25 protein-coding genes are annotated in these 26951 nt (G+C 69.1%); 13 read left to right on the plus strand and 12 right to left on the minus strand.

What is annotated here, in order from left to right; genetic code table 11:
* Nucleotides 1–7: 7 nt before the first annotated feature.
* From FY549_RS05490 to FY549_RS05505, 4 genes are all read left to right on the plus strand, one after another.
* Nucleotides 8–574, plus strand: a complete 567-nt coding sequence (locus FY549_RS05490) for a TetR/AcrR family transcriptional regulator (RefSeq protein ID WP_149084178.1) — start codon at nt 8–10, stop codon at nt 572–574.
* Nucleotides 575–662: 88 nt separating this feature from the next.
* A complete protein-coding gene (locus tag FY549_RS05495) occupies nt 663–2087 on the plus strand; it encodes a DHA2 family efflux MFS transporter permease subunit (protein WP_149084179.1) in 1425 nt (474 codons plus the stop codon).
* 12 nt (nt 2088–2099) lie between these two features.
* The gene (locus FY549_RS05500) at nt 2100–3116 is read left to right on the plus strand and encodes a DUF2510 domain-containing protein (protein ID WP_149084180.1); all 1017 of its coding nucleotides are present in this window, start codon (nt 2100–2102) and stop codon (nt 3114–3116) included.
* Nucleotides 3117–3250: 134 nt separating this feature from the next.
* Nucleotides 3251–3433 (plus strand): zinc-binding dehydrogenase, encoded by a 183-nt coding sequence (locus FY549_RS05505; protein WP_200838817.1) that lies wholly within the window; start codon nt 3251–3253, stop codon nt 3431–3433.
* 70 nt (nt 3434–3503) lie between these two features.
* On the opposite strand, the gene FY549_RS05510 is transcribed toward FY549_RS05505, so the two are convergent.
* Nucleotides 3504–5006, minus strand: a complete 1503-nt coding sequence (locus tag FY549_RS05510; RefSeq protein ID WP_149084181.1) for a SulP family inorganic anion transporter — start codon at nt 5004–5006, stop codon at nt 3504–3506.
* Between the two features lie 110 nt (nt 5007–5116).
* The gene (locus tag FY549_RS05515) at nt 5117–5758 is read right to left on the minus strand and encodes a hypothetical protein (RefSeq protein WP_200838816.1); all 642 of its coding nucleotides are present in this window, start codon (nt 5756–5758) and stop codon (nt 5117–5119) included.
* A gap of 98 nt (nt 5759–5856) precedes the next feature.
* Between FY549_RS05515 and FY549_RS05520 the strand changes: the two genes are divergently transcribed.
* Nucleotides 5857–6369 carry a hypothetical protein gene (locus FY549_RS05520; protein WP_149084182.1) on the plus strand — a complete coding sequence of 171 codons (513 nt, stop codon included), beginning with the start codon at nt 5857–5859 and terminating at the stop codon, nt 6367–6369.
* 4 nt (nt 6370–6373) lie between these two features.
* On the opposite strand, the gene FY549_RS05525 is transcribed toward FY549_RS05520, so the two are convergent.
* The 10 genes from FY549_RS05525 to FY549_RS05575 all read right to left on the minus strand — a co-directional run bounded on the left by FY549_RS05525 (nt 6374) and on the right by FY549_RS05575 (nt 17537).
* Complete coding sequence (locus FY549_RS05525; protein WP_149084183.1) at nt 6374–7252, minus strand: metallophosphoesterase; 879 nt, start codon at nt 7250–7252, stop codon at nt 6374–6376.
* Nucleotides 7253–7294: 42 nt separating this feature from the next.
* Nucleotides 7295–8317 (minus strand): LacI family DNA-binding transcriptional regulator, encoded by a 1023-nt coding sequence (locus FY549_RS05530; RefSeq protein ID WP_149084184.1) that lies wholly within the window; start codon nt 8315–8317, stop codon nt 7295–7297.
* Nucleotides 8314–10023, minus strand: coding sequence for an ABC transporter permease (locus tag FY549_RS05535; RefSeq protein ID WP_187614956.1), 1710 nt, complete (start codon nt 10021–10023; stop codon nt 8314–8316). The genes FY549_RS05530 and FY549_RS05535 overlap by 4 nt, the downstream gene beginning before the upstream one ends.
* Before the next feature lie 151 nt (nt 10024–10174).
* A complete protein-coding gene (locus tag FY549_RS05540) occupies nt 10175–11194 on the minus strand; it encodes an ABC transporter ATP-binding protein (protein WP_149084185.1) in 1020 nt (339 codons plus the stop codon).
* A 35-nt stretch (nt 11195–11229) separates the two neighbouring features.
* Nucleotides 11230–12306: an extracellular solute-binding protein gene (locus FY549_RS05545; RefSeq protein WP_149084186.1), complete on the minus strand. Its 1077-nt coding sequence runs from the start codon at nt 12304–12306 to the stop codon at nt 11230–11232.
* Between the two features lie 458 nt (nt 12307–12764).
* Nucleotides 12765–12977, minus strand: a complete 213-nt coding sequence (locus FY549_RS05555; protein ID WP_149084187.1) for a helix-turn-helix domain-containing protein — start codon at nt 12975–12977, stop codon at nt 12765–12767.
* Complete coding sequence (locus FY549_RS05560; RefSeq protein WP_149084188.1) at nt 12977–13465, minus strand: DUF2975 domain-containing protein; 489 nt, start codon at nt 13463–13465, stop codon at nt 12977–12979. Before FY549_RS05560 ends, FY549_RS05555 begins: the two co-directional genes overlap by 1 nt.
* A 75-nt stretch (nt 13466–13540) precedes the next feature.
* Entirely contained in the window at nt 13541–15142 is a 1602-nt protein-coding gene (locus FY549_RS05565) for a glycosyltransferase family 2 protein (protein WP_149084189.1), read from the minus strand.
* Between the two features lie 128 nt (nt 15143–15270).
* Nucleotides 15271–16773, minus strand: coding sequence for a DUF4127 family protein (locus tag FY549_RS05570; RefSeq protein ID WP_159463257.1), 1503 nt, complete (start codon nt 16771–16773; stop codon nt 15271–15273).
* 47 nt (nt 16774–16820) lie between these two features.
* A complete protein-coding gene (locus FY549_RS05575; RefSeq protein WP_149084191.1) occupies nt 16821–17537 on the minus strand; it encodes a GntR family transcriptional regulator in 717 nt (238 codons plus the stop codon).
* 128 nt (nt 17538–17665) lie between these two features.
* Between FY549_RS05575 and FY549_RS05580 the strand changes: the two genes are divergently transcribed.
* The 8 genes from FY549_RS05580 (at nt 17666) to FY549_RS05615 (ending at nt 26943) form a co-directional block, all read left to right on the plus strand.
* On the plus strand, nt 17666–18955 hold the full coding sequence (locus FY549_RS05580) for an ABC transporter substrate-binding protein (RefSeq protein WP_149084192.1): 1290 nt from the start codon (nt 17666–17668) through the stop codon (nt 18953–18955).
* Between the two features lie 10 nt (nt 18956–18965).
* Nucleotides 18966–19934, plus strand: a complete 969-nt coding sequence (locus tag FY549_RS05585) for a carbohydrate ABC transporter permease (RefSeq protein ID WP_187614935.1) — start codon at nt 18966–18968, stop codon at nt 19932–19934.
* Nucleotides 19918–20784 carry a carbohydrate ABC transporter permease gene (locus FY549_RS16615; protein ID WP_149084193.1) on the plus strand — a complete coding sequence of 289 codons (867 nt, stop codon included), beginning with the start codon at nt 19918–19920 and terminating at the stop codon, nt 20782–20784. The genes FY549_RS05585 and FY549_RS16615 overlap by 17 nt, the downstream gene beginning before the upstream one ends.
* Complete coding sequence (locus FY549_RS05595) at nt 20781–21464, plus strand: N-acetylmannosamine-6-phosphate 2-epimerase (RefSeq protein WP_200838813.1); 684 nt, start codon at nt 20781–20783, stop codon at nt 21462–21464. Before FY549_RS16615 ends, FY549_RS05595 begins: the two co-directional genes overlap by 4 nt.
* Entirely contained in the window at nt 21461–22372 is a 912-nt protein-coding gene (locus FY549_RS05600) for an ROK family protein (protein ID WP_149084195.1), read from the plus strand. The genes FY549_RS05595 and FY549_RS05600 overlap by 4 nt, the downstream gene beginning before the upstream one ends.
* 71 nt (nt 22373–22443) lie before the next feature.
* A complete protein-coding gene (locus FY549_RS05605) occupies nt 22444–23067 on the plus strand; it encodes a PadR family transcriptional regulator (RefSeq protein ID WP_149084196.1) in 624 nt (207 codons plus the stop codon).
* A gap of 45 nt (nt 23068–23112) precedes the next feature.
* On the plus strand, nt 23113–24795 hold the full coding sequence (locus FY549_RS05610) for an ABC1 kinase family protein (protein ID WP_149084197.1): 1683 nt from the start codon (nt 23113–23115) through the stop codon (nt 24793–24795).
* A gap of 156 nt (nt 24796–24951) precedes the next feature.
* The gene (locus tag FY549_RS05615; RefSeq protein WP_149084198.1) at nt 24952–26943 is read left to right on the plus strand and encodes a BCCT family transporter; all 1992 of its coding nucleotides are present in this window, start codon (nt 24952–24954) and stop codon (nt 26941–26943) included.
* Nucleotides 26944–26951 lie beyond the last annotated feature (8 nt).

Below are 26951 nucleotides of genomic sequence, written 5' to 3' on the forward strand. Positions count from 1 at the left end.
CACTCTCATGCCATCCTCGCGCACCTCCATCCTCTCTACGGCCGACGCCCGGCGTCCGCTCGTGGCTGCTGCGGCGCTGAGGGAGTTCGCCCGCGGAGGCTTCCACGGCACCACGGTGGCGGACGTCGCACGCGAAGCGAAGATCTCCCCCGCCTATGTGTTCAAGCTGTATGCCGGTAAGGAAGCGCTGTTCATCGCGGCGCTCGAGGCATGCTTCGACGCGATCCTCGTCGCCCTGGAAGACGGTGCCGACGCGGCGTCCGACCAGAAGCCGGAATCTGTCCTCGATGCCATGGGAGACGCCTACGCCCGCCTCATCTCCGACCGCACGCTTCTGATGCTCCAGGTGCACGCGCAGTCAGTCGCCGACATCCCGGAGATCGGGGCGGCGCTTCGTGCCGGGCTCGGGCGCATCACGACATACGTCCAGTCGCGCTCCCGGGGCAGCGACGACGACGTGCAGCGCTTCATCGCCTACGGGCAGCTCTGCCACCTCATCGTCACCACGCAGCTCGACGGGCGAACCGAGGAGTGGGTGCCCGTCCTGACAAAGGGCATCAGTCACCCCGATTGACCCCGCGGGCGTGCGATGCCCGTTCGCATGTCCGCAAGAGTGAGTGAGTAATCACTCTCCACTAACCTCGATAGGAAAGAGAAGGCACATGTCCACACTCGTCGCCCCTCCCGCCCGCACGCTTACGGCGCCGCGAAGCACCCGTCGGTGGCTCGCGCTCAGCGTGCTCGCCCTCGCCCAGTTCCTCGTGGTGCTTGACGCGTCCATCGTCAACATCGCCCTCCCCGTTCTCGGGCGGCAGCTCGGCATGGATACCGCGGCTCTCGCCTGGGTCATCACCGCCTACGTGCTCGCGTTCGGCGGGCTCCTGCTCCTCGGGGGCCGCCTCGCCGACCGGTACGGACACCGCCGCGTGTTCCTCCTCGGCGCCCTGGGGTTCGTGGTGGCCTCCGCCCTCGCCGGCCTTTCAGTCCTGCCCGCGATGCTCCTCACGGCCCGCGCGCTCCAGGGAGCGTGCGCGGCGCTGCTCGCTCCAGCCGCCCTCGCCCTCCTCACGCATCTCTTCCCCGACGACACCGAACGCACCCGGGCGCTGGGCGTGTGGGGAGCTGTCGCCGGCATCGGGTCGGCGGCCGGTGTGCTGCTCGGCGGCATCCTTACTGCGACCCTCGGCTGGCAGTCGGTGTTCTTCGTGAACGTGCCCGTCGGCGCCCTCGTGCTCATCGTCGTCCCGCTCCTCATCACACGCGACACCGTCCGCGCCGCCGGACGCCTCGACGTCCCCGGCGCTCTCACGGTGACCGCGGCCCTCGTTTCCCTCGTCGGAGCCTTCAGCGCTGTCGAGCAGCTTGGCTTCCTCCACCCGCTGCCCGTTGTGCTGTGTGCCGCCGCCCTGGTGCTCGCGCTGGCCTTCATTGTCATCGAGCGCCGCACGCCGGAGCCGCTCCTGCCGCTGACGGTCTTCCGCAACCGGGATCTCGCCCTCGGCAACGTCGTGATGCTTCTCGGAGGCGCCGCTATGGTCGCGCTCTTCTTCGCCCTCTCCGTGTTCATGCAGGAAGTGCTGGGCTACGACGCGCTCGCCACTGGCCTCACGCAGCTCCCTCTGGCCGCAGCGCTCGTGATCGTCGCCGGAGTCGTCCCGGTCCTCATCGCGAGGGCAGGAGGCCGTGTCGTGCTCGCGGCATCGCTCGTGGGGCTGGGAAGCGGGCTCGTGTGGCTTGCGTTCGCTCCGTCCGACGCGGTCTTTCTCGTTCACCTGCTCGGGCCGACCCTGCTGATCGGCGTGGGCCTGGGTGGCGCGTTCGTCGCCATCACCCAGCTCGCGGTCGATGGCGTCCACGGAGGGGAAGCGGGGCTCGCTGGCGGACTCATCAACACCAGCCAGCAGATCGGAGGTGCGGTTGGTCTTGCCGTGCTCGGGTCCATCGCTGGACTCCGGACGTCGGCCCTGGATCTCGCTGGCGCCTCGCCGGCGGATGCTCTCACGGGTGGGTTCGCCTGGCTCTTCCTGGGAGCGGCCGCGTTGTCCCTCCTGGGGGCAGGTGTCGTCGCCGTGTGGCGGCGCGTATAGAGGCCGCGAGTTATGCCCCGCGCGCTCGGGATGTCACCGAGCGCGCGGGGATACGTGCCATTCCATAACAAACCCGCAAACAGCCGCTTTCGGCTCACAGCGTTCTGTCAGGATGAGCGCATGACAACACCCAACAACACTCCCGCGGGCTGGTACGACGACGGCTCGGGTCGGAATCGTTGGTGGGACGGTCAGCAGTGGGGGAATTTTGCCGATGAGGCAAGCGCTCCGGCTCCCGTCACCACCGCCGCGCCTGTCTCGCCCGCCGAGTCTCCGAAGAAGCTCAACGTTCTCGCGCTCGTGTCGGCGATCGTGGCCGTGATCGGCTTCGTCTTCGCCTGCATTCCCGGCGCACTGATTGTCGGCTGGATCCTTCTTCCCATTGCCTTCGTGTTGAGCATCGTCTCGCTCTTCCTCAAGGGAGACAAGAAGTGGCTCGGCATCGTCGGACTCGTCCTTTCGATCGTCGGAACGATCGTCGGAGTCCTCGTGTTCCTCGGAGTCGTCGCTGCCTCGGTCGATGAGGCGTTCAGCGGCGGGGAGACGACGGTGACGCAGCCGACCGAGGAGGGCGGCGCTGAAGAAGAAGCAGCGGAAGAACCGACCGCAGGCGAGCAGGGAAGCAGGGAGAATCCGCTCGCGCTCGGCTCGGAGGTCAGCAACAGCAACTGGACTGTCGTCGTCAACTCCGTGAACCCGGACGGCAACGCTGTCGTTGCAGAGGCGAACCAGTTCAACGAAGCCCCTCCGGCAGGGTCCCACTATGAGATCGTGAACTACACGATCACGTACAAGGGCGAAGAATCCGCGTATGCCGTGGAGGTCATGGTCGACGCGGTCACCTCGGCGGGAAATGTCATCAACGGCTATGACAACTTCGCGATTCTCACCGATAGCTTCTCCTCAGATGAGATGTACAAGGACGGCAGCGTCACGGGCTCTCAGGCGTTCCTCGTTCCGGACGGCGAGACGATCCTGATCCGCGTCACCCCCGGCGTCCTCGCCGACGAGGTCTTCATCAAGCCGTAACAGTGCGGCATGAGGCCCCGGAGCGCAGTTGCGCTCCGGGGCCTTTTCGCGTCAGCCGCCGGCTCCTCGGGTCGGCCCGCGGGTCAGGTCGTGCGCTTGCGGGGGGCGGCGCTCCGCGGGGGATTCGCCCGCAGATGGGCGCTGACCTTCGTCATGACCCGGGCGAGTGCCTCCACCTCACCGAGCTGGTGGCGCTGCTCGACAGCGGCGAGCTGACGTTGGAGGTCAGCCGTCGCATCCCTCTCGCCGACCTTCCGGCGTTGCATTCGGAAGCGGCTGAAGGCCGAATCGTCGGGAAGGTGATCGTGCTCCCGTGAGAGCGGACGGGGGGTGCGGACGCCGGTCGGTCAACCTGGGCTGATCGACCGGCGTGGCGTCGGCTTCCGATTAGGCGAACCCGCCCGTCAACCGTCCCCGCATCCGCGAACTACTCTCATTCATCCCGACGATCTCCACCGTCTTCGCCAGACTGGCATACTTCGTCTCAATCGCATCCAGCGCGGCAACGGTCGATGCATCCCACACATGCGACCCCGACAGATCGACGACAACCCGAGACGGATCCTCCGTATAGGAGAACAACGTCGTCAGGTCGTTGCTCGACGCGAAGAACAACTCCCCCTCCACGACGTACGTCACCACGTCACCCGCCGCACTCAGAACACGGCGGACCGAAACGAAGTGCGCGACCCGCCGCACGAACAGCACCGACGCAACGAGCACCCCACCGACGACCCCCACTGCCAGGTTGTGCGTGATCAGCACCAGCACCACGGTCGCCACCATCACGAACGTCTCGCTCTTCGGCATCCGCTTCAGCGTCGACGGACGCACACTGTGCCAGTCGAACGCCCCGATCGCGACCATGATCATCACGGCCACCAATGCCGCCATCGGAATCGTCCCGACGAAGTCGCCGAACACCACGACCAGCAGGAACAGGAAGATCCCGGCGCAGAACGTCGAGATGCGGGTCCGCGCACCCGAGGCCTTCACGTTGATCATGGTCTGACCGATCACCGCGCACCCGCCCATGCCGCCGAACATCCCGGACAGCACGTTCGCGACGCCCTGCCCCCATGATTCGCGGGTCTTGTTCGAGTGGGTGTCGGTGATCTCGTCGACGAGCTTCGCGGTGAGCAGCGACTCCATCAGCCCGACGAGCGCGACCCCGAGCGCGAACGGCGCGATGATCGTGAACGTCTCCCACGTCAGCGGGACGTTCGGGATGAACAGCGACGGCAGACTCCGCGGCAGCTCACCCTGATCGCCGACCGTCGGCACCGTGATCCCGAAGGCGAGAACGACCCCGGTCACGATGACCACCGACACGAGCGGCGCCGGCACGATCTTGGTCAGCTTCGGCATCACCAGCATCACGACGATGCCGAGCGCCACCAGCGGATACACCAGCCACGGCACGTCGATGAGTTGCGGGAACTGCGAGCTGAACACGAAGATCGCGAGCGCGTTCACGAACCCGACCATCACGCTGCGGGGGATGAACCGCATGAGCTTCGCGACGCCGAGCACCCCGAGGACCACCTGGAAGATCCCGGCGAGGATGACCGTCGCGATGAAGTAGTCGAGCCCGTACGTCGGCGCGACGGGAGCGATCACGAGCGCCACAGCTCCGGTCGCCGCGGTCACCATCGCCGGACGCCCGCCCAGGAACGCGATCGACACGGCCATGATGAACGACGAGAACAGCCCGACCTTCGGGTCCACCCCGGCGATCACCGAGAACGCGATCGCCTCCGGGATGAGCGCGAGCCCGACGACGAGCCCGGCCAGTACCTCTCGCGTCAGCAGTCGCGGGTTCTTGAGCGCGTCGAGCACCGAGGGGCGGGCGCGATAACGGGCGCGGTCGTCGACCGTCGTTGCAGACATGGAGCTCCAGGGGAAGGTGCCTCAGAGAGGAGGCAGACGTTCCAGCCTAAAGCGGACGCGTCCGCCTCTCGGACGAGTGCTCGCGTGCGGCCGGTCGCTGTCGCGTGCAGTCACTCTCGGAAGTAGGGAGTGAACTCCGCCGTCACGTCCCGCCCCAGAGTCTGCGCGGCACGGAGAGACAGAAGGTGGCCATTCACATGCGCTGACCAGCGCGAAGCATTGCGTACCTCATTCGGTTCGATCTCCCTCGCCCACTGGAGCGCATACGTGCGCGAATCGAGCACCAGGAGCGTGGCAACGTCGAAGTCGAAGGACCGAAAGACGGAGAAGACCGCATTCGCACTCGTGGATGCGCTCCTTGTTCGTGCCTTCACCTGGATGCGACGGTCACCCGCGAGTACGTCGTGCGACTTGGCGGAGTTCGGCTCGAGAACGCCACCGTAGACCTGAGCGGCGATGTACTCGGCGTAGTCGCCGAGAGGCGCGTTCCCGGTCCGGACGACTCCGCGCATGCGCAGCTCGGCGAGAATCTGCGCATACTGCGTCAGCAGCGCGGTCGTCGGCTCCGACTCGAGAGGCCGTGCCACCTCCCCAGCGAAGACCTCATCGAAGAGACCAAGGACGTCCTCGGCGGTCAGCTCCCAGGCCTTGCCGCCCTTCGGAAGGGCACCGTGACGGGACCGTAGAGCGGTGCGCGCCTCTGCTATCGGCACGTCGAACCGGGCAGCGAATGCATGGGCGGTGATCTTCACCCTTTCACGCTATCCACGACGGAGGAGAAACCAGCCCCTCTTCCACCCGCCCCTCACATCCGCCAGGATGAACACGACCGCCCCGAAGGAGCCCCCGCATGTCGTCGCTCGCACCCTCCACCTCCCCGGACACGGCTTCCGCTCGACTCCCCGGCGCCGTGGTCATCGCCGCGATCCGCCGCGTCCTCCTGTGGTCGCTGATCGTCGCGTTCGTCTATCCGGTGTTCATGACCGCCAGCAAAGGCATCTGTCCCGGCGGCGTCGACGGGAACGGCGGGTTCATCGACTCCGCGGGTCAGCCCGTGGAGGAGGCTCCGCAGTGCATCCAGCTCACGCTCGCGCCGAGCCCCCTCGTCTACATCGCCATCGCCGTCATCGTGCTGCTCGCGCTCGGTCGCGTGATCAAGGCGACTGACGAGCGCGCGGCGCTTCGCACCCTGGAGTGGACCCTGCGCGGAGTCGGACTGTTCGTGGTGGTCGCGATCGTCGTCTCGCACGTGTGGTTCGCGCTGATCCCGATCGAGCAGTTCACCGGCGACTCCTGGAGCGTCGTCAGCCCGTTCCCGTTCGGCGCGATCGACGTCGAGGTGACGCCGATGACGACCTCGTGACCGCTTAGTCGCGCCAGTCGATCCCGACGCCGGCGATCCGTCGCCCGGCCTCGTCGGCGGCGACCGGCTCTCCGACGTCCGCCCCGCGTTCGAGCGAGACGGCGGAATGCACGATGGTGTCGGCGTACACGTGCACGAGGTTGTAGCCCTGCGCGGCGTCCTGTCCGCGGGTCGCCCCGACGGGCTGCGCGAGGTCCTGACCGTACGCGCTCGACGAGGCCACCGCGACGGGGATCCCGGCGAAGGTGCCGAACGACGGATGGTGCACGTGCCCGGACAGGATGCCCCGCGCGTCCGACCCCCGCAGCACCGCGGCGAGCGCGTCCTGATCCCGGAGCTCGACGGTCACGGCGAGGTCGAGCACCGTGGGCAGCGGCGGATGATGCAGGAGCAGCAGCGTGCCCTGTGGTGCCGCCGTCGCCAGCTCTCCCTCCAGCCAATCCAGCTGCGACGACGACACCTCCCCCCAATGCGCGCCGGGCACCGTCGAATCGACGACGATGACGCGCATCCCCCCGAACCACCGCACCTCGACGATCGGCTCGGCACCCGCCCCCGCGAGTCCGAGCTCCGATCGCATGGCACGGCGGTCGTCATGGTTGCCGGCCGCCCACACGACCTCGCACCCCAGCGCCGCGGCGGCGGGCGCCACGAGCTGGCGCAGGCGCTCGTAGGCGGGGGCATCGCCCCGATCCGTCAGGTCTCCCGTGAACAGCAGCGCGTCGGGGCGGAGCCCTGAGGCGACGAGCCGGTCGAGCATCTCCGCGAGGTTCGCGTCGGCGTCGGCCCCGCTGCCGTACAGCGGCGACCGTTCACCCGGCAGGTGCGTGTCGGAGATGTGCACGAAGGTGTGCGACGGGCGGGGGTGTTCGGTGAAGATCATGTCTCTTCCTGGTCGGCGGGCGGAGGCAGGTCGGGGCAGAGGTCAGACGGCGGAGGCCGTGGAACCGGGGACGAGGGTTCCGGTGAACGAGCGCCGCACGAGGGTCTCCGGCTCGTCGGCGGTGAGCAGCCGCTGCATGGTCTCGACGGCGGCTGCGGCCACCGCCTCCACGGGAATCCGCAGCGTGGTGAGCCCGAGCAGGTCGGCGCCCGGAAGGATGCCGTCGCAGCCGGTCACGCTCACGTCGTCCGGCACGCGAAGGCCCGCCGCGCGGAGGGCGCGCATGACGGCGAGCTGTCGGTAGTCCGACGCGCACATCACGGCGGTGGATCCGGCGCGCACGGCCGCGAGGGCTTCGTCGATGCCGTCGTCGGGGCGGGCGCCGGCTGAGATCATCGTGACGGCGACCCCGGCGCGGATCAGCACCTCGCGCATCGCCAGGGCCCGCAGGTGCTCGGGATAGGACGCCTCAGGACTCCCGGCGAGCACGACCACCTTCCGGTGCCCGAGGGCGACCACGTGCTCCGCGAGCAGACGTCCGTGGCCCTCGTCGTCGTAGTGGGCGGTGTGGATGCGGCCCGCCGACTCCACGCGCCCTGCGCGCAGGATCGGCACCTGGTCGGCGAACGGCTCGAGCTGCGCCGCCGAGATGCCGCCGGTGGCGACGATGAGTCCCGCGACGCGCATGCCGAGCAGCCGATGCAGCGCGCCCACCTGCTTGGCACCCTGCTCGTCGGCGCCGATGGTGACGGTCACGAGGTCGAGGCCGCGCTGATGCGCCTCCTCCTGCAGCCGGGAGAAGAGAAGGCCGTATGCGGGGTTGCTCGCATCGCGCAGCATGAGGCCGACGGTGCCGGTGCGTCCGGCGGCGAGTTCCGCGGCCATGGTGTTGCGCACGTATCCGAGTCGTTCGGCCGCTTCCAGGATGCGCTCCTGTGTCTCGGGCGCGAACCGACCCTCGCCCTTGAGAGCTCTGGTCGCCGTCGCCCTCGACACTCCGGCCGCGGCGGCGACGTCGCTGATCGTGACCCGCAGGGCGGGGGTCCCGGCATCGGCCCCACTCATGCGCGCCGCTTCCGTCGGCGGGGCGCTCCGGCGCGTGAACCTCGTCCATACACGAGATACATGGTGACACCCATGATGATCATGAGCAGCACGGTGTAGACGAACGTGATGGGCATCGCGTCGAGGTTGTTCTCCCCGCGGGTGCTCTCCTGGATCGCGACACCGAGCGGCTTGTACAGGGGGTGGTAAAGGAAGATCGCCGCGTCGTAGTCATCGAGCAGGCTGTTGAAGTTGAGCGCCGTGATCGCGGCCGCCGTCGGCAGCACGAGCGGGACGAGCACACGCCGGAACGTCGTCAGCGAGCGCGCTCCGAGGATGCGGGAGGCGTCCTCCAGGGAGTCCGGCACGGAGGCGAAGCCCGCTTTCAGCAGCCGCAACGTGAACGGGATCTTCACGCAGATGTAGGCGACGAGAAGCAGGATCGGCGTCCCCGTGAGCACGATGTTCCCGACGAGCACCTGCGGCGCGTCGAACGCCATGACGAACGCGAGGGCGATCAGCACGATCGGGAGGATCCAGGGGATGTGCAGCACGTACTCGATGGCCGTGGTGAGGAGGTTGCGGTGCTTCTGCATCATCCGCGCCACGAACAGCAACCCGCCCACGACGATGACCGCGGCCAGGGCACTGTAGACGACACTCACGATGAACGGCCGAAGAGCCGCCGCGCTGGAGAACACGGTGACGTAGTTGTCGAGCGTGAAGCTGTCGAGGGTGATCGACCCGGCGAGGATGCTCCGCGCGTCGACAAACGAGAAGATCACGATGAGCACGACCGGGATGAGGTAGATCACCCACAGCAGGTACGCCACGACGTGCACGACCGCGTTCGCGAAGGGGTTGCGGATCCGCTGCTTCTGGATCGGCGTCGCCACCTTCGCGACCGAGAAGTACACGCCGGACTTCTCGGCGCGGTTCATGATCGCGAGCAGGATGATCGTGGCGACACCGAGCACGATCGCCAGCAGTGCCGCGATGTCGCGCGTGATCGGGCTCCGCGACAGGTCGATGATGAGGGGCGCGACGGTCTGGAAGTCCGGGCCGCCGAGGACGAGCGGCGCGGTCAGGGCGCCGAGACCGATGAGGAACGTCAGCACCGTGACGGCGAACAGCATCGGCTTCATGACCGGCAGCACGATGCGGCGCAGGATCGTCCAGGTCGAGGCGCCCATGAGCTTCGCGGCCTCGATCGAGGCGTAGTCCACTTTGCCGAGCGACGACGACAGGAAGAGCATGTGGTTCGTCGTCGTGGCGAACGTCATCACGAACACGACCGCGAAGTACCCGGAGAACCAGTTGCGATCCATGTCCGGCCAGATGTTCACCATGAGGTTCGTGATGAAGCCGAACTTGCCGTAGATGAAGTTGTAGCCGGCGGCGAGCACGATGCCGCCGTAGATCAGGGTCGTGGCGTAGCCGAGCCAGAGGAGTTTCGCGCCGCGCACCTGGAAGTACTGCGTCACCAGCACGATGAACACCCCGACGACGTTCACCGTCACGGACAGCGTGATCGCGAGGAGGAAGCTGTTGCCGAGAGTCTTCAGGGCCCGCTCGCTGCCGAGCAGCTTCTCGACGGCGCGGATGCTGAACTGCCCGTCGGGGAAGAACGTCGTGGCGAGCAGTTCCGCGTTCGGCAGCACGAGGAAGGCGGCGGCGAACCAGATCACCACGATGCCGGTCACCCACGCGAGCGGGGAACGGAGCATCGCCCGCACGCTGCCGGGTCGGCCGCGGCGGAGGCGGGGCTTCGTCGCGGTGCCCGTCTCGGCCGCCTCGGTGGTCAGGGCGCCGGGGGTGTCCGTCATCGCCGCGGACGGCGGCGGCGTCGGACGGGAGTCGTTCTGCGGAGCGTTCATGTCACGCCGCCGGGTACTGCAGGACCCACCGGGGGTCGACGTGGATGCGCACGTCGTCGCCGACGTCCCACCGGCGCGCGCTCGCCGCGGCCGGCACGCTCACCCGGAGCGTCGCATCGGCCGCCGACACCGTATAGACGCTGTGGCTGCCGTGGTACGTGCGGCCGGCGACGGTGCCGTCGAGGGAGCCCGTTCCTCCGGTCGTGGCTTCGGCCGGCGAAGCCAGATGCAACTTCTCCGGACGGACGTAGCTCTCGGCCGTGGCGTCGAGGCCCGCGCCGATCGCGACGAGCTGGGCGGGGCTGAGCCGGTTGTTCTCGCCGATGAACCGGCAGACGAACGGCGTGGCGCTGCGGTCGTAGATCTCCTCCGGCGTGCCCACCTGCTGCAGGGTCCCGGCGTCGAGCACCGCAATGCGGTCGCTGAGGGTGAGTGCCTCCTCCTGGTCATGCGTGACGTACACGGTGGTCACACCGACCTCGTGCTGCAGCTCCTTGAGCTGCTCGCGCAGCTGCACGCGGAGCTTGGCGTCGAGGTTCGACAGCGGCTCGTCGAGCAGCAGGATGCTGGGGGTCAGGGCGAGCGCGCGGGCGATGGCGACGCGCTGCTGCTGCCCGCCGGACAGCTCCGCGACGTTCTTCTCGAGCTGCGACGCGGCGAGCCCGGTGCGGTCGGCGACCTCGTCTACGCGTCTCCGCTGCTCGGCCTTCGACACCTTCTGCACCGACAGGCCGAATGCGATGTTCTCCCGCACGTTCATGCTCGGGAACAGGGCGTAGTTCTGGAACACCATGCCCACGCCGCGCTTCTCGCTCGGCACCCTGGTCACGTCGCGACCGGCGATGTGAATCCGGCCGCCGGTCGGCTCGATGAACCCCGCGAGCGTGCGCAGGGCGGTGGTCTTGCCGCATCCGGACGGACCCAGGAGGGTGAAGAACTCACCCTCCTGGATCTCCAGATCGAGGTGCGAGACCGCACGGTGGTCGCCGAACACGACCTCGACGTCGTCGAAACGGATCATCGTCTTCTCTCTCTGCCGGTACGGGACTGCGCGGGTCAGCCGACGTACTTGAGCGTGACCTTCTCGACCCAGGCGCCGAGGTTCTCGCTCACGAAACCGAAGTCGATGTCCTGACGGTCGAGTGTGCCCATGAGCTCGACGACCTCGGGGTTGGCCTTCTCGACCGCGCCCTCGTTCACCGGCATGGCGTTGAACTCCGCCGCGAACTCGCCCTGCACCTCGGCGCTGCCGAACCAGTCGATGAACTCCTGTGCCTTCTCCTCGTTGTCCGTGCCGCTGATCTGCGCGATCTGCTCGGTCACATAGGGGACGCCGTACTCGGGCACGATCATGCCGGTGGTGGTGCCGTACTCCTCGTCGCGGGCCGCGATGCCGCTCGACGGGAGCACGCCGTAGTCGACCTCGTCGCGGGTGATGCGGGCGTAGAGGTCGGTGCCCTCCACGGCCGGGGAGCCGTTGGCGTAGTACGACTTCACGAGCTCCCAGCCTTCGTCGCTCACGCCGAGGTCGCCGTCCTCGTCGAGGTGCCGGGTGAGGATGCTCGCGAGCACGAGCTGCGGGGTCGCCTGGCCGAGCGCGGGGTTGACCTCGTAGCGGCCCGCGAACTCCTCATCGGTGTACAGGTCGTCGGGGTCGGAGGGCGCATCGGTGATGCGGTTCTCGTCGTAGACCGTGACGATGGCCTGCTCGACGAGCGGCCAGAACGCGCCGTCCTTCGGGTCGCCGGCGTCCGCGGGCACCTCGCCGCTCCAGCTCGGCTCGTAGGCCGTGATGGCCTCTTCCGTCTTGAGCTGCTCGAAGAACATGTTGTTCAGGCCGAAGACCACGTCGCCGACGGGGTTGTTCTTCTCCGCGATGATGCGGTTCGTCAGGTCGGCACCGCCGAGGCCCACGATCTCGATGTCGATGCCCGCCTCCGCCGCCTTCTCGGTGATCCATTCACCGCGACCGTCGCTGTTCGAGTTCGTGTAGACGATGAGGGTGTCGCCGGAGCCGCCGTCGCTACCTTCGCCCGCGTCTCCGTCGCCGCTCGCGGTGCATCCGCTGAGCGCGATCGCCGCCGCGGCCGTCAATCCGATGAGCGCCCAGCGCCTCTGCTGCCTGTCGGCCATGTTCGTCCCTTTCTCGCCTTCGAGGTGTGTCGATGCGACACTACCGGTTCTTGTGGTGAAGGCACAAAGATTGTCTGATTTCGTGGGCGCGGTCGCGCGTCCGCACTCAACCTAGGCGCCGGGCGTGAACGCGAGGGTGCGGCGAGGTGAACGGGTGGGGATGAGCGGCGGCCGGCGCTTACCGCGAAGGCCGAGCGACTGCTCGGTTGGCGAGCCGATTTGAGCATCGCGGACGGGGTCAGGGCCTCACTCGAGTGGGCAGAGAAACTCCCGGCGGTGCTCACTCGCGAGCGGGCGGGCACAACGGCAGCGGAGGTCAAGTGACGGCCGCCGTCAACGTTGTTCTGTTTCGGCACTCTTCTTCGTGACGTGGACGCCGCTTCGACGTGGAGGCGGCCCGGCGCGCGGCGGACCGCTTCGTCGCCCATCGCGCGACCTAGCGGCGTGACGGGGCGAGGTCAGTCTTCGTCCGGTACCCAGCGGAGGAGGTCGCCGGGCTGGCAGTCCAGTGCGGCACACAGGGCATCGAGAGTGGTGAAGCGCACGGCCTTCGCGCGCCCGTTCTTGAGCACCGCGAGGTTGGTGGGAGTGATGCCGATCCGTTCGGCGAGCTCGCCGACGCCGATCTTGCGGCGGGCCATCATCACATCGATGTCGACGACGACCGCCATCAGATCACCTCGTCGTCGAGCTCGGCCTGCAGGGCTCGCGCCTCGGCGTCCCGGTCGATGGCCTGGCGGAGCAGGGCCTTCATGACGACCACGAGGAGCGCGACCCCCGCGATCACGACCCCCGCACCGCCCACCAGCGCGACCACCCCGGGCGCGACCGTGCCCGCGGCGAACACGGCGGCCAGGGCCCAGGTGAGGACGGCGGCCGCGAGGATCGCCCCGATGATGACGTTGACGGGCCCGAAGGAGGATGCCGTGAAGATCGCTCCGCGGCGCACGCGCGTCAGGAGGAGCCAGACACACACCCCGACCACCTGCAGTGTGACGATGCCGGCGCCGAGCAGGGCCACGACGGCGATCCGCCCCCAGAGCTGCTCGTCCGCGAGGTCGAGCCACAGCAGCGGAAGGATCAACCCCTGCACCGCGACAGAGCCGAGGAGGGCTGCGGCGAGAAGGATCCGCAGCACCGTGATCGTCGTGTTGGTCATGCGCGCACTCCTGATGGCTATCGAAAGACAACGAGAATCTATCGTTAATCGTTCGATGCGGCAAGAAGCCTTACGTCAGCGGCGGAGTCGCGCGCGCACGCGCCGCGCGGTCCGCGCGAGCGAGTCGCGCCAGGCACCGCTCGGCCACTCCCGGCGCAGCCGAAGGCCTCCGTCCTCGGTCCGCACGAGTTCGACCCGTCGGCCGGCGAGGAGCGGCGACCGGCCGAGGTGCGCCGTCACGTCCGGGGCCGCGGTCAGTGGTGCGGCGAACATCCACCCGGCGTAGCGAACCGCGACGGACAGGTCGGCCTCGCGTGACCCGTCCTCGCGGAACACCTTCATCGGATCCAGGGCGATCGGCACCGCATCGAGACGCTTCGGGCGCCGGCCGCCGATCTTGCGCTCCGAACCCGCGGCCGACTCCGCAGCGTGTCCGGGCGACGGCGTGTCCCGTGCGATCAGGTCGACGCGATCGGCGCGGCGCTCCTTGCGGGCGTTGAGCAGCCCGGGGGGAAGGTCCTCGATCGTCGAGAGCGGGAGGGAAGCCAATCGGTCGGCGGAACCGACCGTTTCGAACACGAACGCCTCCTCGCCGTCGCGGAGCAGACGGACGCGCACGGTCAGCTGCAGCCCGCCGCGGGACCACCGCGCCGCCGTCACGGTGGCGGTGCATTTCGTCTCGGACTCGAATGTGGCGAAGGCGAGCAGATCGTCCCGGCGGTCGGCGCGCAGCAGGGCCGCCCGGATACGCTGCGGGAAGGACAGCCCCGTATCGACGCCGGGGCCGAACCGTCGCTGCGTGAGGGGCACCACCACGTCCAGCAGGCGGTCGCGGTACTCCGCCGGGTACTTCACCATCCGGCGTCCCGCGATCCGGTTGAGGATCTTGCCGCGGAACCAGTGGCGCAGCAGCCGGTCCCGCACCCGTCCGGGCTCCGTGTTCGCCTCGACGACGTCGAGCACGGTCTCCAGGTGCGGGAAGTACGACTCCGGTTCGATGCGGGAAGAGCTCGCGCTCCCGGGCTCTTTCACCCACGCGTAGCAGGGCTCGCTCGCGAGCACCGAGATCGTGTCGGCGGCGAAGTACGCCTGCATCACGAAGAGGTGGTCCTCGAGGCGCACCTTCCCGTCCGGGAAGCGGATGCCATGCTCCCGCAGGAAGGCCGTGCGGAACATCTTGTGCGGCGTCAGCATCTCCAGGATCGGGTCTTCGCCGAGCACCGCGTGCGGGATGTCGCGCTGGAAGATCTTGGCAGGCAGCTTCCGTCCGATCCCCACCTCTTTGCCGACCACGACGTCGGATCCGTGCTCGTCGGCGTAGTCGCACAGCCGCTCGAGCGCTCGCGGGTACAGCCGGTCGTCCTGATCGACGAACTGCACGTATGTCCCCCTGGCCTCCTCGACGCCCCGGTTGCGCGGGGTCCCCGGCCACCCGGAGTGCGGGAGCGAGAGCACGCGGACGTGCGGACGGTCCTTCGCGATGCTCTCGAGCCGCGCGGCCGTCTCCTCCCCGGAGCCGTCGTCGCAGAGCAGGACCTCGAACGACTCTCGCTTCAGCGTCTGCGCGTCGAGCGAGGCGATGAGGTCGTCGAACGACGCCTTCGGCCGGAACACCGGCACCACCACGCTCACCCGCACCCGGCCGTCTGCGGTCTCGCCCGCGGTCGCACTGCTCATGGACGTGTCCCCCCTGTGATCATGCCCGGCCCGAATCTCCCCCGCCGGTACTCCCAGCCAACCATCCCTTCCTGTGGAGCACGCCAGGCTCGCGGCGGACGCGGGTGTATGCGACGACCGCGGAGGATTCAGCGCAGGGTGAGGCCGATCTCGAAGGAGCGACGCCAGGGCAGGACGAGCTCCTCGATCCGCACGTCATCGGCAGGCAGCATCGACTCCAAGAGGGCTGTCAGCTCCGCCTGGATGACGCGCTCGGCCGTCGCGACCTGTGCGTCGTCGGCCATCGGGTAGACGTCCGGGAAGAGGGACGGCCCCGCATCCGTGCGGACGACAGCCTGGTACGCGAAATCGTCGAGCAGGCGGGTGAGCAGAGCGATCCGTGCGGCGCGCTCGTCGAAGGAGCCCGCGGCACGACCGACGACCCCGGCGGCCGCGACCGCGACCACGCTGCCCAATGTGTTCCCCGCCGTGTTCCAGCCGCCGAACGCCTCCAGCCGCCCGAGCAGCCCGGCCTCGGCGAGCGCCCGGACGAGCGCTTCGTCCGCGCCGTTCGGGTACCGCACGTCGGCGAGCGCCACGTGCTCCCCGGCGTCGAGGCGAGCTTGCACCAGGGCCACCGTCCCCGCGACGGCCTCCGCATCCACGGCCTGGGGCCGTCCGCGGAACATGTCGTGCCGGTCGGGATCGGGGGCGTGCAGCACGAGCGTGACATCGCCCCCTGCGGCGACCTCGACCGCTCCGGCCGCCCGGATCTGACGGCTCGCGGAGGCGGCGAGCGACATGTTCTCGTACGGCGGGATGCGCTCCATTCCGGCCGCGTCCGCGCAGGCGACCGAGAACGAGGCGGTCACCCCGGCGTTCGCGGCCAGAGCCCGGGCGACCAGCGCCGCGCCCACTTCGTCGGCCCCGGGGTACATCAGCACTCGGCGCCCCGACGGCAGCATCCGCATCCAGTGACGGAGCCACACCTGTTCCGCACTGCCTGCCGCGAACGGCGCGGTGTCGTCCGCGGTGATCGCGAGGAAGTCCAGCGTCTCGTCCTCCACGAGGCCGAGGGTCGAGAGGTTCACGATGTGATTGCGCAGCCGACGTGACGAGTAGTCCGAGACGACGTCGGCGGGCACCGGGGTCAGCTCGTCGAGTGGCAGCACCTCCGTCTCGCCGAGCAGCCGGTGCGCGTCGCCGCCGAGAGCGTGGATCTCCTTGCCGTGCTCCGTCCAGTAGGCCGGCTCCTCGGCGGCGGAGTAGGAGTTGCTCGCCCTGGTCACCAGCGACACCGCCGAGATCGGGAGATCGGGCCGCACCCGCCGCACCTCGCGCAGCACGTCGAGGCGCGCCAGCACGGTACGCGTCGTGTCGTGGCTCGTCCGGCTCGCGATGAGGCCCCCGTAGAGGAGCATGTCTACCGACACCACCAGGTGGACGGTGGCCGGGTCCGCGGCGCGCTCCCGCAGCCAGGCACCCAGCGCGTCCGCGTCGCCCGCGGTGCGGTAGGAGGGGAGGATCCCGGCGGGTGGGACGTCGAGCGTCACACCGGCGACGGCCGCGACATCGCCGGGGAGCTTGACGTTCACCGGCCGGTCGTCGAGAGGGAGCAGCGCGATGCGCGGGCGGAGGGTCGGGTCGGACACGAGGAGCCTTTCGTCGGTGAAGGGGATCGCAGGTCGGGGGAGGCGGATCAGGGGCGGGCGATGGAGACGAGGTATGAGTAGCGGTCGCCGCGGTACACCGACTCGGCGTACTCGATCGGGCGGCTGCGGGCATCGTAGGTCGTCCGCTTGACGAGGAAGGCGGGGGAGAAGGGCGGGGTCTGCAGCGCGGCGGCCTGCTCCTCGTCGAGCACCACCGCGTGGATCTCCTGGTCGGCGCGCACGGCGGTGATGCCGAACCGGGTGCGCAGGTCGTCGTAGAGCGAGTCGCCGACGATGCCGTCCTCCAGGCCCGGCACGGCGTCGGCCGCGATCGAGCAGACCTCGAGGCAGATCGGGATGTCGTCGGCTGTCCGGACACGGTGGATCCGCACGACGGGGGACTGCGGGCTGAGGTTCAGGGCGTAGCCCGCGGTCTGCCCGGCCGCCGCGGTGCCGACGTCGACGGAGAGGGATCCTGGCCGCATGTTCCGCGCGAGCATGTCCTCCGAGAACGAGGTCAGCTCGAACGCCTTGCTGATCCGCGAGGCGCTCACGAACGTTCCCGCGCCCTGCAGGCGGTAGACGAGGCCGTCGCGTTCGAGCTCGTCGAGGGCCCGGCGCACCGTCTGCCGGTTCACCTCGAGCGACTCGGCGAGCTCCCGCTCGGTGGGGAGCTTCTCGTGGGGCGCCAGACCCTGCTCGATGACCTGCTCCAGATGCCGTCGCACGCGTTCGTGCTTCGTGACGCCCTCGATGGCCGACATGTCTTCCCCCTCATTTGGACTAACCCAATCTTGACGATCACCCCGGATTGTGTCAATGTCTCCTCTCAGCGGTTCTTAATTGGTCTATTCCAATCCTTTGCACGGTCAACGATGAGCGGAGAATCCCCATGCACGTGAAGCACAACATGCGCCGACGCGTCCTGGTCGCCGGGGCGCTGGGTACGGCGACGATCGTCGCCCTGAGCGGCTGCGCCGGCGGCGGCGGTGACGCGGGCGGCCCCACCGAGATCACCTTCTCCTACCTGTGGGGTGGCGAGGAGGCGAAGGCGTTGGAGGAGATCATCGCCGACTTCAACGCCAGCCAGGACGACATCGTCGTCACGGGCGTCTCGAGCCCGGACACTCAGAAGCAGCTCACGTCGATGTCGTCGTCGAACGGCTCTTTCGACATCTCCGACAACTTCGGCAACACCGTCGGTGCGTGGGCCTCCAAGGGCATCCTCGCTCCGCTCGACGAGGCGATCGCCGCCGAGGGCATCGATGTCGACGACTTCGTCCCCAGCGCCATGGAGCAGATGACCTACGACGGGAAGGTCTACTCGCTGCCGATCGCCATCCACAGCTTCCAGCTGCTCTACAACCCGCAGCTGCTCGAAGAGGCCGGCGTCACGCCGCCGACCACGATGGACGAGCTCGCCGCCGCCATCCCGAAGCTCACCAAGAAGGACGCCTCGGGCCGGATCACGCAGCTCGGTCTCGGGTCCGCGAACGACAGCACCACCCTGACGACCCTCGGTTACGCGTTCGGCGGAAGCTGGGACGGCGAGGATGGCCCCACCCCCGCGGAGGACGGAAACCTCGAGGCCCTGCAGTGGTACCAGGACAACGTGATCGAGCCCGTCGGCGCGGACGCCATGGCGACGTTCGTGTCCGGCCAGGGTGAGTACCTCTCCGCACAGGATCCGTTCTTCAGCGGCCAGGTCGCCATGATCATCGACGGCGAGTGGCGGTCGGCCAGCGCGGCGAAGATCGCCCCCGACTTCGAGTGGGGCGTGACGGCGATCCCCGCCGCCGCGCCCGACCTGGAGAACAGCACGCAGGTCACCGCCAGCACCCTGTTCATCCCCGCGAACTCGAAGCACAAGGAGGAGGCCGCCACGTTCCTCGCCTACCTCGTCAGCGACGAGCCCATGGAGAAGTTCGCCGTCGCCCTCGGCAACCTCCCCGGACGTTCCTCCCTCGCCGACAGCGCCGCGTTCGACGAGCTGCAGGACTTCGGGGTCTGGGCGGACGCCGCGTCTTCCCCCAACGCGAAGTCCCTGGCCAGCCGTCCGTACAGCGCCGAGTATGCGACCGACCTCGCGACCGCGTTCGACGAGGTCGTGCGACTGACGGCCACCCCGGAGGAGGCGATCGCGACCGTCGAGGAGCGCATGGCCTCCTACGCGTCCGAGTGAGCCGGTCCTCGTGACCACGGCAACGGCACCCCGGGTCCGGCAGGGGCACGCTCCTGCCGGGCCCGGCGCTCCCGTCCGGCGGCGCCGCAGCCGTCGGACCACGCTGATCGGCCTCGCCTTCGCGTCGCCGTTCATCGTCGGCTTCCTGTTCCTGTTCGCCTACCCGATCGCGGCGTCGGCGTACTACAGCTTCACCGACTTCAACCTGTTCCAGGCGCCCGAGTGGGTGGGGCTCGACAACTACACCCAGATGCTCGCCGACGGGGTGTTCTGGAAGTCCCTCGCCAACACGGCCGTGCTCACGGTGTTCGGCGTGCCGCTCGCGATCGGCATCGCGCTGGCCGGGGCGCACCTGCTGAACACCCCGGTGCGGGGCCAGCCGCTCTATCGCGCGCTCGTCTACCTGCCGTCGATCGTGCCGGTCGTCGTCGGCGGATACCTGTGGCGGTGGCTGCTCAACGCCCAGTACGGCTTCATCAACCATTTCCTCTCGTGGTTCGGCATCGAAGGGCCGGCCTGGCTGCAGCAGCCGGAGTGGACGAAGCCCGCCATCATCCTCATGTCGCTGTGGACGGTCGGCGGCACGATGATCATCTACCTCGCCGCGTTGCAGGAGGTGCCGAAGGAGTTGTATGAGGCGGCCGAGCTGGACGGAGCCGGTGCTTGGCGTCGCTTCACGAACGTCACCTGGCCCACCGTGTCTCCCGTGACCCTGTTCCAGGTGATCGTGAGCATCATCGGGTTCCTGCAGATCTTCACGCAGCCCTACATCCTGTCTCAGGAGCGGCTGAACCAGGCGGGGTCAGGGCCCGGCCAGTCGATGCTCTCCTACGCGATGTACCTCTACCAGAACGCGTTCGTGTTCCTGAAGATGGGGTACGCCTCGGCCATGGCGTGGACGCTGTTCATCGTCACGCTCGTCGTCAGCCTCATCGTGCTCGCGACTTCGAAGAAGTGGGTGCATGATGGCGCACGCTGACCTCTCCGCCCGGCGTCGCCCCCGCCGCACCCGGCGCACGCTCCGCCGCATCCGGCAGCAGATCGCGGTGACGCTGCTGGCGTTGCTGTTCCTGTTCCCGCTACTCGTGATGCTGTCGACCGCATTCAAGACCCCCGGCGACGTGTTCTCCTCTCCCCCCACCCTGCTGCCCGCCGAATGGACCACCGCCAATTTCGCCGAGGCGTTCGCGCAGATCCCGGTGTGGCGGTACCTCGCCAACACGCTCTTCGTCTCCGGCATGAGCATCCTCGGCACGGTGATCTCCTGCCCGCTCGTGGCCTATGCGCTCGCGAAGGTGAAGTGGCGCGGCGCCCGTCCGCTCCTGATCCTCGTGCTCGCCACGATGATGCTGCCGCCGCAGGTGACGCTGATCCCGCTGTTCCTCGTGTGGAACGGGCTGGAGGCGACGAACACGTACCTCCCGCTCATCGTCCCCGCGTTCCTCGGCACGCCGTTCTTCATCTTCATGATCCGGCAGTTCCTCCTCGCGGTGCCGGACGGACTCATCGAAGCCGCCAGGCTCGACGGGGCCTCGGAGTTCCGCACCTATGCGACGATCGTGCTGCCGCTCGCGCGTCCGGCCATCGTGACCGCCGCGATCTTCCAGTTCGTCTGGGCATGGACCGACTTCCTCAACCCCCTCATCTATCTCAACGACCAGTCGACGTACACGCTGTCCATCGGTCTGTACGCCTTCTTCGGCGAGAACGACGTGGCCTGGGGGCCGCTCATGGCCGCGTGCGTGATGTTCACGCTCCCGGCCGTGGCGATCTTCCTCCTCGGCCAGAAGTTCTTCATCGGCGGCGTCAGTGCAGGAGCGCTCAAGTGACCCAGGTAGCCCTCGATCTCCTCCGCGGCCGGCTCGTCGCCTCGGTCCAGGCGTCCGCCGGCACCCCCGCACGGGACTCCCACGTGATCGGTGCTCTCGCCGAGTCGGCGCTGCTCGGCGGGGCCAGCGGGCTGCGCCTCAACGGGCCGGACGACATCCGGCGGGTGCGACACGCGACGGCCGTGCCGATCATCGGGCTCCACAAGGTCTGGAACGGCGTCCGCAACGTCATCACGCCGGAGGTCGCGCTCGCCGCGGGACTCGCCGCGGCCGGAGCCGACGTCATCGCGGTCGACGCCACCGCGGAGCAGCTCGGCACGGACTTCCGGCTCATCGGGGAGATCGTCGCAGCGACGGGGCGGCCGGTGATGGCCGATGTGTCGACCGCCGAGGAGGGGCGGCGGGCATGGGACGCGGGGGCAGCGGTCGTCGGAACGACCCTCTCCGGCTACACCCCGGACTCCCCGCAGCAGGACGGACCGGACCTCGACCTCGTCGCCGCGCTCGCCGCCGCGGGCATCCCGACCATCGCGGAGGGGCGCTACCAGACACCGGCGCAGGTACGGGCCGCCTTCGACGCCGGAGCCTTCGCCGTCGTCGTCGGCGGGGCGATCACCGATCCGATCGCCCTCACTCGTCGCTTCGTCGCGGCGACTCCCGCGGCACGGAGCCGGGTGTGATCGTCGGCGTCGACATCGGCGGCACGAAGATCGCCGTCGCCGGATTCCGACAGGAGCCGGACGGCGGGCCCCGTCGTGTGACCGCCGTGCACACTCTCTCCACTCCGGCCCGAGAAGGCGGCGAGGCCATCGTGCGGGCGGTCGTCCACGCGGTCGGCGCGATCCGTGGTGCGGAGGAGGTGGCGGCGGTCGGCGTGGGCACCGCGGGGGTCGTCGGTCAGGACGGCGGCATCAGCTCCGCGACCGATGCGATCCACGGCTGGGCGGGGTTTCCGCTGCGCGCGGCGCTCGCCCGAGCGCTCGGAGCGCCGGTGGCGGTCGTCAACGATGTGCACGCGGCGGCGGTCGCCGAGGCGGCGGCGGGAGCAGGCCGGGGAGCGCGCGGTCTGCTGATGGTCACGGTCGGCACGGGCATCGGCGGCGCTGTCGTGCTCCCGGACGGGCTCCGCACCGGCGTGTCCGGCACCGCGGGGTCGGTGGGGCACACCGAGCTGACCCTTCCCCCCGAACTCGCCGGCCGCCGCTGTGGCTGCGGACGAGTCGGGCACGTCGAGGCCGTCGCCTCCGGCCCGGCGCTGGAACAGACGTACCGGGAACGCACCGGCAGCACGCGCACGCTTCGGGAGGTGGACGCTGCCGCTCGCGCCGGGGACGCGGTCGCCGACGGGGTGATCCTCGAAGGGGCGAGGTTCCTCGGGCGCGCGCTGGCCGGCGCGCAGGCGCTGCTCGACGTCGAGGTCATCGCGGTCGGCGGCGGCGTGGCGGCGATCGGCGAACGGTACCGTGCCGAGGTCGCTCGCGCATATCGGGGAGCGGCCATGCCCGGGACGGTGGAAGCCGTCGTACGGTCAGCGACGCTGGGTATCGACGCGACCGTCACCGGGGCGGCGCTGCTGGCACCGGCCTGACCGAGAACTCCCACCCCACACCCAGTCCGAACGATATATCGTTGAGTATCGTTCACGACTGGGAGGTCATCATGAACAACGCATTTCCCTCCACCCCGTTCGGCAACAACGGCAACGGCACCAACGGCGGCGACTTCGTCGGCGGACTCGGCAACCTCTTCGGCGGCGCGCAGGGTCCGGCCGGAGCACTGTTCGAGGCCATGGATCAACTCCGCAAGTCGTTCGATTCCCGTCCCTCCGGGGGCTCCCGGATGGCCCGCGGCGACGTGCGTGCCGCCGTCCTGTCGCTGCTCACCGAGCGCCCGATGCACGGCTACCAGATCATCAACGAGATCGCCGAGCGCAGCGGCGGCACCTGGAAGCCGAGTGCCGGTTCCGTCTATCCCACCCTCCAGCTCCTCGCCGACGAGGGGCTGATCGAGGCTGAGGAGCAGAACGGCCGCAAGACCTACGCCCTCACCGAGGCGGGCCGCGCGGTCGCCGCGGAGAGCACCGAGACCCCGCCGTGGGTGCCGTCCTCCGACAAGGACCGCAGCCGCGATGCCCGGTTCAGCGCCCTGCCCAAGGCCGGCGTCGACCTCGCAGCCGCCGCCGCACAGGTGGGCCGCAGCGGCTCGCCGGAGCAGGTGCAGCAGGCCATCGAAGTGCTGGACGAGGCCCGCCGTAGGCTGTACACGATCCTCGCCCAGGACTGACCGCGCTGTGCGGCGTCCGGCGCGGAACGGCGGAAGGATGACGCGATGACGGCAGCGGCGGAACAGGGCGCCCATCGTGCCCGGTATCGTCGCATCCTGTCGTTCGCGAGCCGTGAGTTCCTGAAGATCTGGTGGTTCGAACTCGTCCTTCCGCGGTTCGGGCTGTCCACGGTCGCGGAGCGCACCCGCGCCCGCCGCATGCAGCGGTTCGCGCGTCGCTTCCACACGCTCGCGGTCGAGCTCGGCGGCCTCATGATCAAGGTCGGGCAGTTCATGTCCTCCCGCCTCGACGTGCTGCCGCCGGAGATCACCGCCGAACTCGAAGGACTGCAGGACGAGGTCCCGGCCGTGCCCACCCCGCAGATCCGGGCGCTCGCAGAGGCGGAACTGGGCATGCCACTCGACCGCGTCTACGCGTGGTTCGACGACACACCGGTCGCCGCGGCGTCGCTCGGCCAGGCCCACCGGGCTCGCCTTTCGGCGCGGGATGCAGAGGACACCGGGCTCGACGAGGTCGTGGTCAAGGTGCAGCGCCCGGGGATCGATGAGATCGTCGCGGTCGATCTCGCGGCTCTCCGCCGGGTGGCACGGTGGCTGACACGGGTGCGGATCGTCGCCGACCGTGTCGACGCCCCCGCTCTCGTCGAGGAGTTCGCCGTCACGAGCCTCGAGGAGATCGACTACCTCCACGAGGCCCGCAGCGCCGAGCGGTTCCGCGAGAACTTCGCCGACGACCCGCGAGTGGCCGCCCCCGAGATCGTCTGGGAGCGGACGACCCGCCGGGTGCTCACGCTGTCGGACGTGACCGCGATCAAGATCAACGACACCGCGGCGCTCCGGGCGGCAGGCATCGACCCGTCCGCCGTCGCCGACGCCTTCGCCGAGGTGATGTTCGACCAGGTCTTCACCCACCGCTTCGTGCATGCCGACCCGCACCCCGGGAACATCTTTGTCACCCCTGTCCCGTCGGAGCGGGGCTTCCGGCTGACGTTCATCGACTTCGGCATGATGGCCGAGGTCTCCGACAACCTCCGTCAGGGGCTCCGGACTCTCCTGATCGCGGTGACGGCACGCGACAGCCGGGGCCTCGTGCGCGCGGCCCAGGAGATCGGCGTGCTGCTCCCGACCGCTGACACCGGCGAGCTGGAGCGGGCGCTGACCGCCCTCTTCGCGCGTTTCGGCGGGATGGGCTTCGCGGAGTTGAGCAGGGTGGATCCGCGGGAGTTCACCGACTTCGCCGAGGAGTTCGGCGACATGGTGCGGCGCCTCCCGCTGCAGCTCCCGGAGGACATGCTGCTCCTCATCCGCGCCGTGTCCCTCACCTCCGGGATGTGCAGCGGTCTCGATCCCGCGTTCAACGTGTGGGATGCGGCCGAACCGTACGCCGCGCGTCTGCTTCGCGACGAGTCCGGGAACCTCATGCAGGACATGGCGGAGCAGGCGATGGCGAATGCGGCCACCACCTGGCGGCTCCCGAAGCGCATCGACGACATCATCACCCGCGTCGACGACGGCACCGTGTCCTTCGACACCTCGCGCCTGGAGCGGCGGCTGGACCGCCTGGAAGGGATCGCGCGGCGGATCGCCTCCGGGGTCCTGTTCGCGGCGATGCTCGTCGGCGGGGCCCTGCTCGTCGCTCCGTTGCCGCCGCTGGGCATCACCCTCCTGTGCGTGTCGGTGGTGCCGCTGCTCGGCGCGCTGTTCGCCGGTCGCCGCCGCCCGCGCTGACCCGCCCCGGCGGTTCCCGGCAGTTCTCGGGCCTCCGCCGGATCAGGCGATCACGCGGGTTCAGGCCGTCCTGCGCCCGATCCGCCTGCGCCGGCGCGGCGGCCTGAATTCACGTGCGCCCGCGCCGGGGCGTCGCACGTGGAAAGATGGTTTCTCATGGATACGCCGGACGAGAAGCACACCGAACGCTCCGCAGGATCCCCGACCCGTCCGCGCACCGACGCCGTCGTGACCGGGACGCACCGCCAGGCGGCGAAGGCCTCAGAGGCCGCGCGCAAGATCGTCCGTGACATTACGACGGTCCCGCCGCGTAGCGTCCACCCTGCGCTGGTCCCCGGTGTCTCGGTCGAGGAGACCGGGCGCACGTACCGCACGGACCCGCTCGTCTTCGGCGTCGCCGCCGCTTTCGCGCTCGCCTTCATCGCGTGGGGAGTGTTCGCGGGCGACAACCTCGCCGGAACCACGAGCGCGGTGCTCGCCTGGGTGGTGGAGTACTTCGGCTTCTTCTTCACGACGATCGCCACGATCATCCTCGTCTTCATGCTGTTCGTCGGCTTCAGCAAGTACGGGCGCATCCCGCTCGGCCGCGACGACGAGGAGCCCGAGTTCTCGATGTTCTCGTGGATCTCCATGCTCTTCGCCGCGGGCATGGGCATCGGCCTCGTGTTCTGGGGTGCGGCGGAACCGCTGACGTTCTTCGAGAACCCGCCGCCCGGCACCGTCGAGGCGAACACCCTCGAGGCCATGCACACCGCCCAGACGCAGGTGCTCTATCACTGGGGTCCGCAGGCCTGGGCGTTCTACGCGCTCGTCGGCGGCGCCATCGCGTACGGCGCCTACCGCCGCGGCCGTACACCGCTGATCTCGTCGATCTTCGCTCCGCTGCTCGGGGAGAACCGCACCACGGGCCCGGTCGGCCGGACGATCGACATCTTCTCCATCATCGTGACCCTGTTCGGCACGGCCGCCTCCCTCGGCCTCGGGGCGCTGCAGATCGGCCACGGCGTCGAGCTCGTCAGCGGAATCGGCCCGCTCGGCAACGGCATCCTCATCGCCGTGATCGCGGTGCTCACCGCGTGCTTCATCGCTTCCGCCGTCTCGGGCGTCTCCAAGGGCATCCGGGCGCTGTCGAACATCAACGCGGTGGTCGCCATCCTGCTCGCGTTCTTCGTCTTCTTCGTCGGTCCCACGCTGCTGATCCTCAACGTCATCCCGTCGGTCGCGGTGCAGTTCCTCGGAGACCTGCCCACCATGATCGGCCGCTCCGCCTCGCAGGGTGAGGCCGCGGAGGCCTTCCTGTCGAGCTGGACGATCTTCTACTGGGCGTGGTGGATCTCCTGGTCGCCCTTCGTCGGCATGTTCATCGCGAAGATCTCGCGCGGGCGGACGCTCCGCCAGTTCGTATCGGTCGTCATCGTGGTGCCGTCCGCGATCTCGCTCGTCTGGTTCGCGATCTTCGGTACCACGGCGATCCAGCAGCAGATGGAGGGCGCCGGGCTCGTCGTCGACCCGCCGGAGGAGGTGCTGTTCGGGGTGCTGGCGAACCTGCCGTTCCCGCTCGTCACCAGCATCGTGCTCATCCTCCTCATCGCGATCTTCTTCATCACCGGCGCCGACTCCGCCTCGCTCGTCATGGGCACGCTGTCGCAGCAGGGCCGCCCGGAGCCGTCGCGCTGGGTCGCGGTCGTCTGGGGTGTGCTCGTGGGCGTGATCGCCGCGGTGCTGCTCGTCAGCGGCGCCGAGGGGAGCGGCCTGCAGTCGCTGCAGAACGCGACGATCATCGCGGCGCTGCCGTTCGCGATCATCATGGCCTTCATGATGATCGCGTTCATGAAGGACCTGCGGCGCGATCCGCTGATCCTGCGCGACCGGTACGCCAGGGCGGCGGTCCGGCACAGCGTCATGGCCGGGCTCGAGGAGTACGGCGACGACTTCGCGCTCGTGCCCGTCGAGTACGACCACTCGGAGGACGACCTCGCCTGGATCGACGAAGACACCGTCGACGACACCCTCGCCGAGGTCTACGAGGCCGCGACCGAGGCGATCGACATCGTCCCGCCTTCTGAGGTGGACGCTGCCGTCGATGCCGCCATGGAAGCCCCGGCTGCCGACGCTGCCGCTGCCGACGCTCCACCCCGCGCGGACTGAACGCGAGA

The organism is Microbacterium sp. 1S1 (assembly GCF_008271365.1).
In the GTDB taxonomy this organism is placed as follows: Bacteria; Actinomycetota; Actinomycetes; order Actinomycetales; family Microbacteriaceae; genus Microbacterium.

Bases quoted from the DNA above. Each gene is read 5' to 3' on its own strand.
- FY549_RS05530 (WP_149084184.1), bottom strand. From the start codon at position 8,317: ATGAGTGGGGCCGATGCCGGGACCCCCGCCCTGCGGGTCACGATCAGC.
- FY549_RS05535 (WP_187614956.1), bottom strand. From the start codon at position 10,023: ATGCTCCGTTCCCCGCTCGCGTGGGTGACCGGCATCGTGGTGATCTGG.
- FY549_RS05525 (WP_149084183.1), bottom strand. From the start codon at position 7,252: ATGATCTTCACCGAACACCCCCGCCCGTCGCACACCTTCGTGCACATC.
- FY549_RS05575 (WP_149084191.1), bottom strand. From the start codon at position 17,537: ATGTCGGCCATCGAGGGCGTCACGAAGCACGAACGCGTGCGACGGCAT.
- FY549_RS05505 (WP_200838817.1), top strand. From the start codon at position 3,251: ATGGGCGCTGACCTTCGTCATGACCCGGGCGAGTGCCTCCACCTCACC.
- FY549_RS05490 (WP_149084178.1), top strand. From the start codon at position 8: ATGCCATCCTCGCGCACCTCCATCCTCTCTACGGCCGACGCCCGGCGT.
- FY549_RS05495 (WP_149084179.1), top strand. From the start codon at position 663: ATGTCCACACTCGTCGCCCCTCCCGCCCGCACGCTTACGGCGCCGCGA.
- FY549_RS05500 (WP_149084180.1), top strand. From the start codon at position 2,100: ATGCCCCGCGCGCTCGGGATGTCACCGAGCGCGCGGGGATACGTGCCA.
- FY549_RS05580 (WP_149084192.1), top strand. From the start codon at position 17,666: ATGCACGTGAAGCACAACATGCGCCGACGCGTCCTGGTCGCCGGGGCG.
- FY549_RS05605 (WP_149084196.1), top strand. From the start codon at position 22,444: ATGAACAACGCATTTCCCTCCACCCCGTTCGGCAACAACGGCAACGGC.
- FY549_RS05615 (WP_149084198.1), top strand. From the start codon at position 24,952: ATGGATACGCCGGACGAGAAGCACACCGAACGCTCCGCAGGATCCCCG.
- FY549_RS05545 (WP_149084186.1), bottom strand. From the start codon at position 12,306: ATGGCCGACAGGCAGCAGAGGCGCTGGGCGCTCATCGGATTGACGGCC.
- FY549_RS05520 (WP_149084182.1), top strand. From the start codon at position 5,857: ATGTCGTCGCTCGCACCCTCCACCTCCCCGGACACGGCTTCCGCTCGA.
- FY549_RS05560 (WP_149084188.1), bottom strand. From the start codon at position 13,465: ATGACCAACACGACGATCACGGTGCTGCGGATCCTTCTCGCCGCAGCC.
- FY549_RS05610 (WP_149084197.1), top strand. From the start codon at position 23,113: ATGACGGCAGCGGCGGAACAGGGCGCCCATCGTGCCCGGTATCGTCGC.
- FY549_RS05510 (WP_149084181.1), bottom strand. From the start codon at position 5,006: ATGTCTGCAACGACGGTCGACGACCGCGCCCGTTATCGCGCCCGCCCC.
- FY549_RS05555 (WP_149084187.1), bottom strand. From the start codon at position 12,977: ATGGCGGTCGTCGTCGACATCGATGTGATGATGGCCCGCCGCAAGATC.
- FY549_RS05565 (WP_149084189.1), bottom strand. From the start codon at position 15,142: ATGAGCAGTGCGACCGCGGGCGAGACCGCAGACGGCCGGGTGCGGGTG.
- FY549_RS05540 (WP_149084185.1), bottom strand. From the start codon at position 11,194: ATGATCCGTTTCGACGACGTCGAGGTCGTGTTCGGCGACCACCGTGCG.
- FY549_RS16615 (WP_149084193.1), top strand. From the start codon at position 19,918: ATGATGGCGCACGCTGACCTCTCCGCCCGGCGTCGCCCCCGCCGCACC.